Origin of the sequence: uncultured Streptococcus sp., from assembly GCF_963536705.1 — a bacterium.
In the GTDB taxonomy this organism is placed as follows: Bacteria; Bacillota; Bacilli; order Lactobacillales; family Streptococcaceae; genus Streptococcus.
The window spans coordinates 1-15,250 of record NZ_CAUTAP010000025.1 but is presented as its reverse complement, the minus strand read 5'-3'; the positions used below and the strand labels follow the sequence as shown (position 1 = coordinate 15,250).

The 15,250-nt window shown below is 40.9% G+C and carries 14 protein-coding genes, 1 tRNA gene and 1 pseudogene; 13 read left to right on the top strand and 3 right to left on the bottom strand.

Annotated elements, in window-relative coordinates:
• From RWX26_RS11100 to RWX26_RS11070, 7 genes and pseudogenes are all read left to right on the top strand, one after another.
• Nucleotides 1-444, top strand: a pseudogene (locus RWX26_RS11100) (glycosyltransferase family 2 protein); the annotation flags it as partial.
• Nucleotides 445-483: 39 nt separating this feature from the next.
• Complete coding sequence (locus RWX26_RS11095; RefSeq protein ID WP_314581769.1) at nucleotides 484-1,644, top strand: polysaccharide polymerase; 1,161 nt, start codon at nucleotides 484-486, stop codon at nucleotides 1,642-1,644.
• Entirely contained in the window at nucleotides 1,641-3,053 is a 1,413-nt protein-coding gene (locus tag RWX26_RS11090; protein ID WP_314581768.1) for a flippase, read from the top strand. Before RWX26_RS11095 ends, RWX26_RS11090 begins: the two co-directional genes overlap by 4 nt.
• Nucleotides 3,054-3,062: 9 nt before the next feature.
• Nucleotides 3,063-4,166, top strand: a complete 1,104-nt coding sequence (glf, locus tag RWX26_RS11085) for a UDP-galactopyranose mutase (RefSeq protein ID WP_314581766.1) — start codon at nucleotides 3,063-3,065, stop codon at nucleotides 4,164-4,166.
• Between the two features lie 25 nt (nucleotides 4,167-4,191).
• A complete protein-coding gene (locus RWX26_RS11080; protein ID WP_314581762.1) occupies nucleotides 4,192-5,253 on the top strand; it encodes a galactofuranosyltransferase in 1,062 nt (353 codons plus the stop codon).
• A 23-nt stretch (nucleotides 5,254-5,276) separates the two neighbouring features.
• Complete coding sequence (gene galE / locus RWX26_RS11075) at nucleotides 5,277-6,293, top strand: UDP-glucose 4-epimerase GalE (protein WP_314581759.1); 1,017 nt, start codon at nucleotides 5,277-5,279, stop codon at nucleotides 6,291-6,293.
• Nucleotides 6,294-6,478: 185 nt separating this feature from the next.
• Nucleotides 6,479-7,453, top strand: a complete 975-nt coding sequence (locus tag RWX26_RS11070; RefSeq protein WP_314581757.1) for an acyltransferase — start codon at nucleotides 6,479-6,481, stop codon at nucleotides 7,451-7,453.
• A gap of 74 nt (nucleotides 7,454-7,527) precedes the next feature.
• On the opposite strand, the gene RWX26_RS11065 is transcribed toward RWX26_RS11070, so the two are convergent.
• Nucleotides 7,528-8,403: an RluA family pseudouridine synthase gene (locus RWX26_RS11065; protein WP_314581755.1), complete on the bottom strand. Its 876-nt coding sequence runs from the start codon at nucleotides 8,401-8,403 to the stop codon at nucleotides 7,528-7,530.
• Nucleotides 8,404-8,579: 176 nt separating this feature from the next.
• Between RWX26_RS11065 and pbp2a the strand changes: the two genes are divergently transcribed.
• The 4 genes from pbp2a to nusG all read left to right on the top strand — a co-directional run bounded on the left by pbp2a (nucleotide 8,580) and on the right by nusG (nucleotide 12,092).
• Nucleotides 8,580-10,808, top strand: a complete 2,229-nt coding sequence (pbp2a, locus tag RWX26_RS11060) for a penicillin-binding protein PBP2A (RefSeq protein ID WP_002894025.1) — start codon at nucleotides 8,580-8,582, stop codon at nucleotides 10,806-10,808.
• 68 nt (nucleotides 10,809-10,876) lie between these two features.
• Nucleotides 10,877-11,029, top strand: a complete 153-nt coding sequence (gene rpmG / locus RWX26_RS11055) for a 50S ribosomal protein L33 (protein WP_002894024.1) — start codon at nucleotides 10,877-10,879, stop codon at nucleotides 11,027-11,029.
• Nucleotides 11,030-11,038: 9 nt separating this feature from the next.
• Nucleotides 11,039-11,218, top strand: a complete 180-nt coding sequence (secE, locus tag RWX26_RS11050; RefSeq protein ID WP_002894022.1) for a preprotein translocase subunit SecE — start codon at nucleotides 11,039-11,041, stop codon at nucleotides 11,216-11,218.
• 337 nt (nucleotides 11,219-11,555) lie between these two features.
• Nucleotides 11,556-12,092 (top strand): transcription termination/antitermination protein NusG, encoded by a 537-nt coding sequence (gene nusG / locus RWX26_RS11045; protein ID WP_002894018.1) that lies wholly within the window; start codon nucleotides 11,556-11,558, stop codon nucleotides 12,090-12,092.
• A 101-nt stretch (nucleotides 12,093-12,193) separates the two neighbouring features.
• Here nusG and RWX26_RS11040 read toward each other — a convergent pair whose 3' ends face one another.
• Together RWX26_RS11040 and RWX26_RS11035 are read right to left on the bottom strand one after the other, a co-directional pair.
• Nucleotides 12,194-12,946: a hypothetical protein gene (locus tag RWX26_RS11040; protein WP_002928239.1), complete on the bottom strand. Its 753-nt coding sequence runs from the start codon at nucleotides 12,944-12,946 to the stop codon at nucleotides 12,194-12,196.
• Nucleotides 12,947-13,080: 134 nt separating this feature from the next.
• A tRNA-Cys gene (locus RWX26_RS11035) sits at nucleotides 13,081-13,151 on the bottom strand.
• Nucleotides 13,152-13,457: 306 nt separating this feature from the next.
• Between RWX26_RS11035 and rpsB the strand changes: the two genes are divergently transcribed.
• Together rpsB and tsf are read left to right on the top strand one after the other, a co-directional pair.
• Nucleotides 13,458-14,240: a 30S ribosomal protein S2 gene (gene rpsB, locus RWX26_RS11030; protein ID WP_002894015.1), complete on the top strand. Its 783-nt coding sequence runs from the start codon at nucleotides 13,458-13,460 to the stop codon at nucleotides 14,238-14,240.
• A 72-nt stretch (nucleotides 14,241-14,312) separates the two neighbouring features.
• Nucleotides 14,313-15,250, top strand: a 938-nt coding sequence (gene tsf, locus RWX26_RS11025) for a translation elongation factor Ts (RefSeq protein ID WP_314581748.1), incomplete at its 3' end; no start/stop codon positions are given.

Here is a 15,250-nt window from a genome sequence, read left to right as displayed (position 1 = left end):
CCCTTCCCCAAGGGGCGCATCTACGAAGACCTCTATGTTATCAGTGAGCATCTCAACCAAGTCCAATCTGTGGCCTTGTACCATCTTCCGATTTACCATTATTACCATAGACCTGGTAGCATTACTGCCTCAGCTTTCACGCCAAAACAATACGAGTTTTACGAAGCAATTGATCATTTAAAAGAGGTTGTGAATGCAACCTATCCTGAGAGTTCAGAACTCCAAGAAGCCATCATTTCACGCTTCTTTACAGGAAGTCTTCTTATTTTTACGATGATTCAGGATGGCAATTCAGCAGAGTTCAAGCGTCTTCAGGAGAAGACGAGCCCCTATTTGCCTCTTGTCTTGAAGAATGCTAGAGTTAGTAAGAAACGTAAGATTCTATATATTTTGATTAGTAGGTATCCACACCTCTATTTTTACTTTAAAAAGTGGAAGCAATAAACGACTGAATGATTCAGAGATTAGAAAAGGAAAAAGAAAATGTTAAGGATAGAACGAGATAAATTACTGATAGGAGCGGTTTTAATTCTTATTATTTCGCTTGATATGTTTAATACATCTATGTTGACAACTATTCTACCAAGGATTTCAAATTCAGCTCCTTTTTTTGCAATTTTTTTATTGCTCCTTCGTTTTCGCTATATCTACCACTATTCTTTAAGTTACTTACTGATAGCAACTATTTTGTTTTCATCTGGATTGTTGGTTTATTTTAATGCAGGGAATCTCAATTTTCTTATGTATATGCTTTTAGTCGTCCTTCTTTACAAGGCGGATATGGAAAGTGTTTTAAGGATTTACGTTGGAGTAAGTAGCTTTTTTATAGTCATGGCTGTTTTGCTGTCCTTGTTAGATGTGATTCCTAATCTCCAGTTTGCACAGTACCGTTCAACAGGAATAGTGGTTCGAAACTCTTTTGGATTTATTTATCCGACAGATTTTGCCTCTCACTGTTTTTATCTTTATACTGCTGTCTCCTATCTGTTAAGAAAAAAATTTATTTTTTTGCGTACTGTATCTGGTTTAGGGTTAGCTTTTTTCATTATTAAATATTGTGATGCTCGTTTAAATGCGGCCTCTATTGCGTTAATGTCTCTTGTTTTTCTGTATTTTTATTATAGAAAAGACTTGAAGTCTTGGCTAATGGCTTTCTTGCCGTTATCATCTGGTTTGGCATCTTCGCTAATGATTTATCTCTCTCAAAATTTTAGCTGGTCGAATCCAACATATGTTGCCTTGAATAATTTTACCAATATGCGGTTGCACTTGGGGCATGAAGCGTTTAAGAAGTATGGCTTAGAGTGGTTTGGTATTCGGGGGATTTCCTTTATTGGCTACGGCGGAAAGACGGAAACTGTTTTGAGTTATGACTATGTTGATTCTTCTTATGTCCAGATGCTGTTTACTTATGGGATGATTCCAGTCATTATCTTGGTTTTACTCTATATATTTCAGTCTTGGAAACTCTATCAAAAGAGAGAGTATTTGCTCTTAACAGCTTTGTCCTTGATTGCAGTCAACTGTATGTTTGAAGCCTTCTGGGTTCGTCCGTCTTACAATATTTTTATGTTTATTTTATTTGCAGCATTGCCAGCAGCCGACCTTGTATCAAAGAAATCTAAAACGAGGAACTCCGTGTGAGAGTATTAAAAAATTATTTATATAATCTATCTTATCAGTTGCTAGTAATCGTTTTGCCAGTCATTACTACACCTTATATCACTCGAGTTTTCTCGTCCAATGACTTAGGTTCCTACGGATACTACAACTCAATAGTGACCTATTTTATACTTTTAGCGACACTTGGAGTGGCCAATTATGGGACTAAGGAGATTTCAGGGCATCGCAAAAATGTTCAGAAAACCTTCTGGGGGATCTATAGTTTGCAAGTCTTGGCGACTTGTTTAGCGCTTGTTCTTTACATAGCTACATGCCTACTCATTCCGTCCATGAATAATCTGATAGCCTATATTTTGGGCTTCAGTTTACTTTCTAGAGGCCTAGATATTTCCTGGCTTTTTCAAGGGATGGAAGATTTTAAAAAAATCACGGTTCGGAATACAGCTGTTAAACTCCTAGGCGTTACTTCCGTTTTTATCTTTGTAAAAAAGCCATCGGATTTATATCTGTATATTATCCTGCTGGTTGTTTATGACTTGCTAGGACAGTTAAGCATGTGGCTTCCGGCTAGAGAACATATTGGCAGACCTCATCTAGATATAGTTTATGCTAAGCGGCATATTAAACCAGTTATTTTATTGTTTTTACCCCAGATTGCCATTTCACTCTATATCACCTTGGATCGGACCATGTTAGGTGCCTTGTCTTCAACAACTGATGTAGGGATTTATGATCAGGCTCTCAAGCTTTTAAATATTTTGTTGACGATTGTGACTTCCCTAGGAAGTGTTATGCTACCGAGGGTATCTAATCTGTTGTCATTGGGGAATCAAAAAGCAGTTAATAAACTACATGAAATGTCCTTCTTGGTATATAATTTAGTGATATTTCCGATGATTGCTGGTATTTTGATTGTAAACAAAGATTTTGTCAATTTTTTCTTGGGAAAAGACTTCCAAGAAGCGCGGCATGCCATTGCCATTATGGTCTTTAGAATGTTCTTTATTGGCTGGACCAATATCATGGGGATTCAAATCCTGATTCCTCACAATAAGAATCGTGAGTTCATGTTATCTACGACCATTCCGGCTTTCTTTAGTGTAGGATTGAATATCTTATTGATTCCACCTTTAGGTTATGTAGGAGCATCTATCGTTTCGGTGGCTACTGAAGGTTTGGTCTGGTTGATTCAGCTTTATTTCACTAGTTCTTATTTGAAGGAGATAAAGATTCTTCCATCCATGTTGAAAATACTAGCTGCTTCGCTGGTCATGTATGGGATTTTGTATATCATCCAGCCCTTGCTTCACTTTCCATCCGTCGTCAATGTATTGATTAGTGCATTATTGGGAGTGTTAATCTATGCTGGATTAGTGTTAATGTTACGTGTATTGGATTTTCAAGAATTGAAAAGCGTATTTAAGAAATAAGGATATGTTATGTATGATTATTTAATTGTTGGTGCGGGACTTTCAGGAGCTATTTTTGCTCATGAAGCTATGAAGCGCGGCAAAACTGTTAAGGTGATTGATAAAAGAGACCATATTGGCGGGAATATCTACTGTGAAAATGTTGAGGGAATCAATGTCCATAAATATGGAGCCCATATTTTCCATACATCTAACAAGGAAGTTTGGGATTATGTGAATCAATTTGCTGAATTTAACAACTATATCAATTCACCTCTAGCCAATTATCAAGGTCAACTTTATAATCTTCCCTTCAATATGAATACCTTTTATGGCTTGTGGGGGACTAAAACGCCACAAGAAGTCAAGGATAAGATTGCAGAGCAGACAACCCATATGCAAGATGTTGAACCCAAAAATTTGGAAGAACAAGCTATTAAGCTGATTGGAACGGATGTATATGAGAAGCTAATCAAAGGCTACACAGAAAAACAATGGGGGCGTTCAGCGACGGATTTACCACCTTTTATTATCAAGCGTCTACCTGTGCGTCTGACTTATGACAACAATTATTTTAATGACCGTTATCAAGGGATTCCAATTGGCGGGTATAATGTAATAGTTGAAAAATTATTAGTGGGTATTGAACTGGAGCTTGGTACTGATTTCTTTGAAAATCGTGAGAGATGGGAAGCGTCAGCTCAAAAGATTGTCTTTACTGGAATGATTGATCAGTATTTTGATTACAAATTTGGTGAGTTAGAGTATCGTAGTTTGCGTTTTGAGCATGAAGTTTTAGACGAAGAGAACTATCAAGGAAATGCTGTCATCAACTACACTGAGCGTCCTATTCCTTATACACGCATCATTGAGCACAAGCATTTTGAGTTTGGGGCTCAGGAGAAGACAGTTATCACTCGGGAATATCCAGCTGATTGGAAAAGGGGAGACGAGCCTTATTACCCAATAAATGATCAGAAAAATAACGAAGTCTATGCGCAATATTTGGCAGAATCTAAGAAGAACGATAGAGTTATCTTTTGTGGGCGCTTGGCAGATTATAAATACTACGATATGCACGTAACCATAGAGCGTGCACTGGATGTTGTTAAAGAGGAATTGGGAAATTTTTAGGAATAATGGGAGATGAAGAGGACAAATGGTCAAGTATTATCTGAAAGATTCATTTCTGCATAATGCACATGAAAAAAATGCGGGAAATAAGGCGCGAGACGATGCAGAAGCAATCTTTATTTCTGCAGGCTATAAGGGACTAGAGCCTCGAGTAGAGAATTGGTACGAGATGAATTTTTTCAAAGCTCAAGCACACAAGTATGCTGCGACAAAAGCCGTTTTCGACCAATTGAGTGCTGGGGATGAATTAGTCATTCAGTTTCCTATTATTCACCATACATTTTTTCATGCTCATTTGATAAAGCAGGCGCAAAGACGGGGAGCCAAAGTATTTTTCCTGATTCATGATTTAGCCATTTTGCGGGATAGCAACCATTCCAGCGTCAGATTCCGTCAGAAAGTCAGAACCTTATTGCAGGAGAAACAAGTCTTGCGGGCAGCGGATGGTCTGATTGTGCATAATGATAAGATGAAAGAGTTTTTGAGCAATCATGGAATCCAACAGTCTAATATGGTTAGTTTAGAAATTTTTGATTATCTCATACCTGATTTTCAAGAAAAAGAAGAACCAAGTAAGGACAGCCCGATGATTGTCGCTGGCAACTTAATGCCAGATAAGACGGGCTATCTTTATTGCCTGCCTCAAGAACCTGACTACAATCTTTATGGACTAGGTTTTGAAAGCGATAGAGCACTAAAAAATCAAACTTATTTCGGTTCTTTTATGCCAGACCAACTGCTGGCTGTACTCAGCGGCAGCTTTGGCTTGATCTGGGATGGAGACAGCGCGGAAACCTGTAGTGGAGTATATGGAAATTATCTGCGTTTTAATAATTCTCATAAAGCTTCTCTTTATTTAGCAGCAGGATTTCCTGTAGTAGTTTGGAAAGAGTCGGCTCTGGCTCATTTTATATTAGAAAAGAAATGCGGTTTGGCAGTTGCTTCTCTATATGATTTAAAAACTGAGTTGGATACGTTGACAGAGGAAGAATATAAGGAAATGCTGCAAAGTGCCAGACAGATTGGCAGCCAACTTCGAGAAGGCCGCTATTTAAGTACTGCATTAGCAAAATTAAAGAGAGTTTAAGGGTTTACTAGAGGGGAAATATTATGAAAAAAATATTAGTTACAGGAGGAGCAGGTTATATAGGTAGTCATACAGTGGTTGAATTAGTTGCAGAAGGCTACGAAGCTATTATCGTGGATGACTTTTCGAATAGCTCCGCCCAAGTACTAGCTAGATTGAAGTCTATCATATGCAGAGAAATTTCCTTTTATCAAGGTTCCGTTTCGGATAAAGAGTTTATGAATCGGGTTTTCGAAGAGAATCATATTGATGCGGTCATCCATTTCGCAGCTTATAAAGCAGTAGGAGAGTCTGTTCAAGAGCCGCTCAAATATTATGAAAATAATGTCGGTGGCACTATCGCTCTTCTTGAAGTTATGAAAGAGAATAAAGTAGACCATATTATCTTTAGTTCTAGTGCCACTGTCTATGGTATGAATAATATTTCACCACTGACAGAAGATTTATCTACTTCAGCGATCAATCCATATGGTTATACCAAGCTGATGATGGAGCAGATTTTGACGGATCTTGCTCTTGCACATTCAGATTGGTCTGTGACTAATCTTCGTTATTTTAATCCGATTGGTGCTCACGAGTCTGGTCTGATTGGTGAGGCCCCAAATGGAATTCCTAATAACCTCATGCCTTATATAACTCAGGTTGCGGTCGGTAAATTGCAAGAGCTTAGCGTTTTCGGAAACGATTATGATACGCATGATGGTACAGGGGTGCGGGATTATATTCATGTAGTCGATTTAGCCAAGGGCCATGTTTTGGCTTTGAAACATAATTTAGAAAACAAGGGCGTCGCTGTTTTCAATCTTGGTACAGGAATCGGTTATAGTGTACTGGATATGGTTAAGGCCTTTGAAAATGTCAATGGTGTGAAAATTCCTTATGCTATCAAGGATAGACGACCTGGAGATGTGGCGACTTGCTATGCTGATGCAAGCAAAGCGAATGACATTTTGGGCTGGAAAGCTGAGAAAACTCTCCAAGATATGATGCGAGATTCTTGGAGATGGCAAAGTTCAAATCCTAATGGCTATGAAGGCTAATGTAGAATTATCAGTCAGGTAAATAAAACTCTTCTGTAATAGTGCAGAAGAGTTTTTCTATATAAGAGCTGTCTTCACCTACAGATGCAAAACTTTTTAAAGAATGTCATCAATTGATATGTTTTTTAATGGGCGTGTAATCTGGTCTTGATGAGCTGTAATAATAAACATGCTATAATGTCTGCATGAAGACTGAAAACACAACTTTGCACGCTTTTAAGGCCCTAGCTTGCTTTAGTATTGTTTCCTTACACTTTCTGCTGCCGGGGCAATTTGGCGTTTTTTATCAAATTGTGGCCCGCTTTGCAGTTCCATTTTTCATGATGCTGTCGGGCTATTTTTCCTTTAATATTTCCAGAGATAAGGTCAAGTATCGTCTCAAGCAGATGCTCCTTTTGACAGCTGCCAGTCTCCTATTTTACACGATTGTGCATTTTGTCAACCTAGTGCTGACCAGAGAATTAACAGAAAAGATGGCAGCTATAAACCTGTCTGATTTTGCGGACTTTTTCCTCTTTAACAGTCCCAGGGACTTGATTGGCTCGGCTGCTACACCGACTTGGTATTTGCTGGCTATTTCCTATATCTACACGCTTTATCTGGTTTTTTATAAGCATTTTCACCGCTTAACTAGCTTTGGTGTGTCCTTATTCTTGTTGGTCCTGGCCTTTTGTATTGAGTTCAATACAGATAGCGAATTTTACTATCGCAACTTCCTGTTTATGGGTCTTCCCTTTTTCATTCTAGGGATGCAGTTTGCCAAGCATCGGGATCGGATTTTAGCCTACGACTTGTCGTCTGTCAGGAAATGGGCGATTGGCCTGGGAATAGCGGGTTTGATTTTGCTCGAGTACTGTTTCATGGGTACGGAGTACGACCTCTATCCTAGTACCCTTTTGTCTTCCAGTGCAATTTTCCTCTATGCGGTCAGAAATGGGACCAATATTGATATTCCGATTTTGAATAATATTGCCAAAAAGTACGCCACCATGATTTATATTATCCATCCTTTTATTATCTTCATTTTCAGGTCGATAATGCCTCGGAATACTATTTATAGTTTTGGCTTTTTTATCATTTTCTTACTGTCTTACTTGCTGAGCATAGCTTTTCAGAAAACCATCAGGCCCAGACTTATCAGTGCACTTCCGGCTCAGTGATGTAAGCTGTCATAGCTTATCCTCGCTTTGACTCCAAACTAAAAGCAACAGAGAATACTGTTGCTTTTCTTGGTCTATCTTGGGTTCAGACTGCTCAATACTTTTTCAAAACTGTCAGAGCGGGCTTCGACTGTTATTTTTTCTAGCGTAAAAGGGTGGGTGAAGGTCAGCCGATGGGCGTGGAGCATAAGCCGCCCTTTGGGCTGTGGATGATAAAGGGGATCGCCGACCAGTGGATGTCCGTGGTGAGCTAGATGAACACGGATCTGATGGGTGCGGCCAGTCTTGAGTTGGCATTTGACCAAGGCAGCCTGTCCAAATTGCTTGATCCGAGTCACATGGGTCTCTGCATAGAGTCCCTTTCGGGGGTCAACCAGCCGTTTCCTGCGGTCATGGCGGTCGCGGCCAATCTTTTCTTTATAGATAAGCTTTTTAGCTAGGAACTTGCCTTGGACCAGAGCCCAATATTCGCGGCTGATTTCTCGCTTTTCCAGCAGTCGATTGAGGATGGGCAGGACAAAGGGATTCTTGGCAAAGAGGACAGCACCGCTGGTTTCTTTATCCAGCCGGTGAACGACATAGCAGGTCTCGCCGACATAGGCAGAAACATGATTAAGCAGGGCTAGCTCTGTTGGTTCATTAGCATGGGTTTTCATACCCTCAGGTTTATTGACGATGATGAGGTGTTGGTCTTGGTAGAGCTCTTCTACGAGTTCGCCATTTCCAAATAAGATTGTCTTTTGAGGATAATCCTCCTCGTCAAATATCAGGCAGATATCATCTCCAGGTTTGACTACAGTCTGCCAGTTGATAGCTAGACCGTTGACGGACACATGTTTTTTGGTCCGCAGAAAATGACGGATTTTTCGTGGAATGAGAAATTGTTCTTCCAGCAGCTCTTTGACTGTCATAGCGGGCAGTCCATCTGGGATAGTGAGTGTAAATTTCATACATTTATTGTAGCAGAAAGCCAGAACTTTGAAAATAGGCAGTGTCGGATAAGACTTGCTGCAGAGGCTTTTAAACGGCTATTTAATATACCCTTTTTCTTAAAAATAACTAAAAATCAGACAGGAAATAGGGTACTTTCTTGTCTGCACCTAAATAAGGTGATAAAATAAGGTTTATGAAGAATTTAAAAGATTTGTTTGAAAAGTTAGTAGATTATTTTACTATACAGAAACCTCAAAAAGAAGCAGCAGAGGAGGTAGAGCTGACAGAAGAGCAGGCTAAGTCTGGTCTCAGCCGTTCGGGCAAGACCAAGAAGAAACCTCTCTCTCAGCACCCTATCCGCCGTTTTTGGCGCAGGTTTCATCTGACCAAGATATTCCTGATTCTCGGCTTGACCTTTGGTCTGGTGGTCGGCGGCTATCTCTTTTATGTGGCTAAGACAACCAATGTCAAGGATTTGCAGAATGCCCTCAAAGCTACCACGCTCATCTTTGACAAGGATGGCAATGAAGCGGGAAGCTTGTCTGGTCAGAAAGGAACTTATGTTGAGCTGACCGAGATTAGTCAAGACTTGCAGAATGCTGTCATCGCGACAGAGGACCGGACTTTCTATGAGAATGGCGGGATTAACTACAGTCGTTTTATCTTGGCTATTTTGACAGCTGGTCGCTCGGGTGGGGGTTCTACCATCACCCAGCAGCTGGCCAAGAATGCCTATCTGTCTCAGGACCAGACCATTGAGCGGAAGGCCAAGGAATTTTTCCTGGCTCTGGAAATCAATAAGAAATACAGCAAGCAGGAAATCCTGACCATGTACCTCAATAATTCCTACTTTGGGAATGGGGTCTGGGGTGTGGAGGATGCCTCTAAGAAATATTTCGGAGTTTCGGCTAGTCAGCTTAGTCTGGACCAGTCGGCTGTTCTGGCTGGTATGCTCAAGGGACCGGAGATTTATAATCCGCTGTATTCAGTTGAAAATGCGACCAATCGTCGTAATACGGTGCTGCAAAATATGGTTGCTGCAGGCTTTATCGATCAGGGGACGGCCGATCAGGCTGCCGCTGTAGGAATCGGTGGCCAGCTGGTTGATGCTTATGCCGGTAAGTCAGAAGACTATCGCTATCCATCCTATTTCGATGCGGTCATCAATGAAGCTGTCAATGACTACGGCTTGACTGAAGAAGAGATTGTTAATAATGGCTACCGCATTTATACTGAACTGGATCAGAACTACCAAGCCAGCATGCAGGTTATTTACAGCAATGTCTCTCTCTTTCCTGTAGCAGAAGATGGCACTATGGCTGAGTCGGGCAGTGTTGCCTTGGATCCAAAAACCGGCGGTGTGCGAGCACTAGTCGGGCGAGTCAATAGTGCAGAAGGCTCGACCTTCAGAAGCTTTAACTATGCAACCCAGTCTTCTCGCAGCCCCGGCTCTACTATCAAGCCCTTGGTTGCTTACAGTCCAGCCGTCGCTGCTGGTTGGCCGACAGATAAGGAGCTGGATAATACCAGAACCACCTTTGGCGACTATACTATCAACAACTACGGCAATATCCAAAGCTCCCCTAAAGTTCCAATGTATCAAGCCTTGGCAGAATCTTTGAACATTCCAGCTGTTTCAACTGTAGATGAGTTAGGCATTAACAAAGCCTTTGAGTACGGGAAAAAGTTTGGTCTGAATATGGACAAGGTTGATAAGACCTTGGGCGTGGCTCTAGGAAGCGGAGTTACAACCAATCCAATGCAGATGGCGCAGGCATATTCAGTCTTTGCCAATGGCGGTGTGATGAATGATGCCCATCTCATTACAAAAATTGAAAATGCCAGCGGTCAGGTTGTCAAGACCCATCGTCAAACCTCTACCCGGGTCCTCAATAGCTCAACGACTGACAAGATGAACAGCATGATGCTGGGGACTTTCTCGAACGGTACAGGTATCTATGCGGCTCCGTATGGCTATACTATGGCTGGTAAGACCGGTACGACTGAAACGGACTTTAACCCAGATCTATCTGGTGACCAATGGGTTATTGGTTATACGCCGGATGTGGTTATCAGCCAGTGGCTAGGCTTTCCAAAAACTGATGAAACCCACTATCTGACTGGAACCAGTGCGAATGAAGCCTCGGCGGTTTTCCGAAATGTTGCCAATAGTATTCTGCCATATACAGAAGGAACTTCCTTTGAAGGGCAGAAGAATGCCTATGCTGCCAACGGCATTGCCCCTGTGGACACCTATGGTACGGAGGAAACGGGTACTACAACTGAAAACAAAGACTTCCTGCAGGACGTTCAGGACCGAGCTCAAAATCTGGTGGATGAAGCCAAGAAAGCCATTGATGACACTGGTATTCCTGAGAAAGCTAAGAATCTCTGGGATACTGTTACCAGCTGGTTTCAATAGGATTTAAAAGAGCTGAACGACTTGTCAAAAGCATAGAATCCTGCTATAATAAGAAAGATGGAGGCGTTATGGCATTAAAAAAAGCGAGTCTAGCGTGTACAGTCTGTGGTTCTAGGAACTACTCGGTTAAGCTCAGTAGCACTCCAAAACCAACGCGTTTAGAAGTTAATAAATTTTGTAAGCATTGCAGTAAATACACCCTGCATAAAGAAACTAGATAGGAGATTGTTGTGAAATTTTTTAAAGATGTTTTTAAATTATTGAAAGATACAACTTGGCCTACACGAAAAGAAAGATGGACAGATTTTATTTCTGTCATGGAATACACTGCATTCTTTGTAGTAATCATCTATATCTTTGACAAAGTAGTGGCAAGCGGTCTTTTCCAGATTCTGAATATTTTCTCTTAATAACTGAAGTAGAAATAGAAAAGAATACTGCGACAGGTATATCATTCAAAGTCCCACCTATTGTGAGTAGGTGGGACTTTTGACGTATGTCCTTATTTACTAGCGGATAATTTTAGTCAGCTTCAAAAAAATTAAATCTATCTATAATTCATCGATTGAAATAAAAATTTCTCATACTAGACAACACTGATTCAAGAATTTTTGGGCAGAATTAAAAGGCTTTGATTTGTCAGGAAAATAGTTATTAAATTCCTTTGCATTTGGGGAAATTATGGTATAATAGGGCTAGAAAGAAGCAGAAGCCCGCAGGCTTTTTTATTTAGGAAAGGATGAACTCATGGACAGTTTTGACAAAGGTTGGTTTGTACTGCAGACCTATTCAGGCTATGAAAACAAAGTAAAAGAAAATCTTTTGCAGCGCGCTCAGACTTATAATATGCTGGAAAATATCTTGCGCGTGGAAATCCCTACTCAGACCGTGCAAGTCGAGAAAAATGGCAAGACCAAGGAAATCGAAGAAAATCGCTTCCCTGGTTATGTTTTGGTGGAAATGGTAATGACAGACGAAGCCTGGTTTGTCGTGCGGAATACTCCGAATGTAACAGGATTTGTCGGATCGCACGGAAACCGCTCTAAACCAACGCCACTTTTGGAAGAAGAGATTCGCAACATTCTCATCTCCATGGGCCAAACAGTGCAGGAATTTGACTTGGATGTCAAGGTTGGTGATACTGTTCGTATCATTGATGGTGCCTTTACTGACTATACAGGTAAGATTACTGAGATTGATAATAACAAGGTCAAGATGATTATTTCCATGTTTGGCAATGACACTGTGGCCGAAGTTAATCTTAGCCAGATTGCAGAGCTTTAATTGACGAAGCAGGGGGGTGACTCTTCGCTGCCCTCGTCAAAAATAAAATCCAAGACTGAAAAAGATCTTGGATTTTTATGTTTTTGGAACTGATTAGAAGATTACTTATCCTTAATGACGGAGTCAATAATGTCTTTGGTTTGTTTCATTTGATAGGTAGACATTACCCCAACGATTTGATTGTTCTGAGTAGAGAAACTAAACTGTTCGTCATTGGAATTTTTATAGACAAAGGTTGTATCGCGCTCTGAACGCATAATCATTTCCGGACGACCAAGCTTGTCGAAAGCTGTCTTGGGAGTGTCGGATGTGGTGATGCTAGAATAGCTGCTTTTGGCTGGTTGAGCGTCTTTTAACCTAAAACTCAAATTTGTTAGGACATTATTGGTAAAGTAGCACATAATGTCTCCGTTGTCTGTGTGCCAGATGTTGACAGAGTTGCCAGGGTCATTCTCATCAGTGCTGAATGTAGGTTGGCCTAGCGCTGCTGTTACTTCATCGTAAGACGTTTTAGGTTTGTCACCATTGATATCCTCTCCGTTTACCTGAATGACAAAGCCAGTGGAAATATGAAAATTTCTTATTTTTTCTAATTCAGGGATAGAAGCTGCATCTGGTACATCCTGCAGCGAAGAAGCATCATCTGGATCAAAGGTAGCACGTTTTCGAAACACCTCATCTTTACTTTCATAGGTGCTAGATGACTTGCTGGATGTTTCCTTAGAAGATGAACTTTTCGAAGCTTTGAGGGAGCTAGGTGTCTTTTTTCTTTGCTGCGTCTGCTTGGCAGGCATGCAGGCTGAGAGAGCTAGCAGAGAGAGAAGGCTGAGGGCATAGAAGCTGACTTTTTTCATAATTAATCTTTTTTCCTTTCGCTGATGATGAATGATATTTTTACAATCAACATTATATCAGCAAAATTTGCTAGAAACAATAGGAGATGAAATTAAAAAAGCCCTTTGGTGGGCTTCTAGAAATATATTTATGAAGGCGGTAGACGGATTTGAACCGACGATCAAGCTTTTGCAGAGCCGTGCCTTACCACTTGGCTATACCGCCACAACTCTTATTATTCTATCGTAAATACTTGCTTTCGTCAAGAGTCTTTCATAGTCAAAACAGAAAATGTTAGACGCTGCCATTCTGAACGCTTCGGGAACAAATGTTCAGCTGAGAAGTAGAATTCATACTTAGTGGCAGAAAATCTGGCAAACACCTTGTCAAAGAGCTGCGCTTTTGTTATAATAGTGGGTGCCGTGTAAATGGCGAAATACTCATTTTAGATGAATTGTGGGACTGTTGCCCTCGGGTGGTCCTGCGAGCTGAAATCTAAAAGAGGAAAAAACAAAAAAGGAGAATTTACTCATGGCAGTAATTTCAATGAAACAACTTCTTGAGGCTGGTGTTCACTTTGGTCACCAAACTCGTCGCTGGAATCCTAAGATGGCTAAGTACATCTTCACTGAGCGTAACGGTATCCACGTAATCGACTTGCAGCAAACTGTAAAGTATGCTGACCAAGCTTACGATTTTATGCGTGATGCTGCTGCTAACGATGCAGTTATCCTCTTCGTTGGTACTAAGAAGCAAGCTGCTGACGCTGTCAAAGAAGAAGCAGAACGTTCAGGTCAATACTTCATCAACCACCGTTGGTTGGGTGGAACTCTTACAAACTGGTCTACTATCCAAAAACGTGTGGCTCGTTTGAAAGAAATCAAACGTATGGAAGAAGACGGAACTTTCGAAGTTCTTCCTAAGAAAGAAGTCGCTCTTCTCAACAAACAACGCGCTCGTCTTGAAAAATTCTTGGGTGGTATCGAAGATATGCCTCGTATCCCAGATGTGATGTACGTAGTTGACCCTCATAAAGAGCAAATCGCTGTTAAGGAAGCTAAGAAATTAGGTATCCCAGTGGTTGCTATGGTTGATACTAACACTGATCCTGATGATATCGATGTGATTATCCCAGCTAACGACGATGCAATCCGTGCGGTTAAATTAATCACTGCGAAAATGGCTGATGCAGTTATCGAAGGCCGTCAAGGTGAAGATAGCGTTGAATCAGTAGAAGCAGAATTGGCTGCAACTGAGACTCAAGCAGATTCTATCGAAGAAATCGTTGAAGTTGTTGAAGGTTCAAACGAATAATCAGTAAACTAACCTAAAGGGGCAGGGCTCAGCCCAGCTCCTTTATTTACATTAAAAAATAGGAGAAGAAAAATGGCAGAAATTACAGCTAAGCTTGTCAAAGAATTGCGTGAAAAATCTGGTGCTGGTGTCATGGACGCTAAGAAAGCACTTGTTGAAACTGATGGTGACATCGAAAAAGCGATTGAATTGCTTCGCGAAAAAGGTATGGCAAAAGCAGCTAAGAAAGCTGACCGTGTTGCCGCTGAAGGTCTGACAGGTGTTTACGTAAACGGTAATGTTGCCGCTGTTGTTGAAGTAAATGCTGAAACTGACTTTGTTGCGAAAAATGCTCAATTTGTTGACTTGGTAAATGCTACTGCGAAAGTAATCGCTGAAGGCAAACCAGCTAACAACGAAGAAGCACTTGCTTTGACAATGCCTTCAGGTGAAACTCTTGAAGCTGCATACGTATCTGCAACTGCAACTATCGGAGAAAAGATCTCTTTCCGTCGCTTTGCTTTGATTGAAAAGACAGATGCTCAACACTTTGGTGCTTACCAACACAACGGTGGCCGTATCGGAGTTATCTCAGTTATTGACGGTGGAGACGATGCTCTTGCTAAGCAAATCTCTATGCACATCGCTGCGATGAAACCAACTGTTCTTTCATACAAAGAATTGGATGAGCAATTTGTCAAAGATGAATTGGCTCAATTGAACCATGTCATCGATCAAGATAACGAAAGCCGTGCAATGGTTGGTAAACCAGCTCTTCCACACTTGAAATACGGTTCAAAAGCACAATTGACTGACGAAGTGGTTGCTCAAGCTGAAGAAGATATCAAGGCTGAATTGGCAGCTGAAGGTAAACCAGAAAAAATCTGGGATAAAATCATCCCAGGTAAAATGGATCGCTTCATGCTTGACAACACTAAAGTTGACCAAGCATACACACTTCTTGCACAAGTCTACATCATGGATGACAGCAAGACAGTTGAAGCTTACCTTGAATCAGTAAATGCTTCAGT

Excerpts from the sequence above, each read along its gene's own strand:
- RWX26_RS11095 (WP_314581769.1), top strand. The coding sequence starts at position 484 with ATGTTAAGGATAGAACGAGATAAATTACTGATAGGAGCGGTTTTAATT.
- glf (WP_314581766.1), top strand. The coding sequence starts at position 3,063 with ATGTATGATTATTTAATTGTTGGTGCGGGACTTTCAGGAGCTATTTTT.
- RWX26_RS11080 (WP_314581762.1), top strand. The coding sequence starts at position 4,192 with ATGGTCAAGTATTATCTGAAAGATTCATTTCTGCATAATGCACATGAA.
- galE (WP_314581759.1), top strand. The coding sequence starts at position 5,277 with ATGAAAAAAATATTAGTTACAGGAGGAGCAGGTTATATAGGTAGTCAT.
- RWX26_RS11070 (WP_314581757.1), top strand. The coding sequence starts at position 6,479 with ATGAAGACTGAAAACACAACTTTGCACGCTTTTAAGGCCCTAGCTTGC.
- RWX26_RS11065 (WP_314581755.1), bottom strand. The coding sequence starts at position 8,403 with ATGAAATTTACACTCACTATCCCAGATGGACTGCCCGCTATGACAGTC.
- pbp2a (WP_002894025.1), top strand. The coding sequence starts at position 8,580 with ATGAAGAATTTAAAAGATTTGTTTGAAAAGTTAGTAGATTATTTTACT.
- rpmG (WP_002894024.1), top strand. The coding sequence starts at position 10,877 with ATGGCATTAAAAAAAGCGAGTCTAGCGTGTACAGTCTGTGGTTCTAGG.
- nusG (WP_002894018.1), top strand. The coding sequence starts at position 11,556 with ATGGACAGTTTTGACAAAGGTTGGTTTGTACTGCAGACCTATTCAGGC.
- RWX26_RS11040 (WP_002928239.1), bottom strand. The coding sequence starts at position 12,946 with ATGAAAAAAGTCAGCTTCTATGCCCTCAGCCTTCTCTCTCTGCTAGCT.
- rpsB (WP_002894015.1), top strand. The coding sequence starts at position 13,458 with ATGGCAGTAATTTCAATGAAACAACTTCTTGAGGCTGGTGTTCACTTT.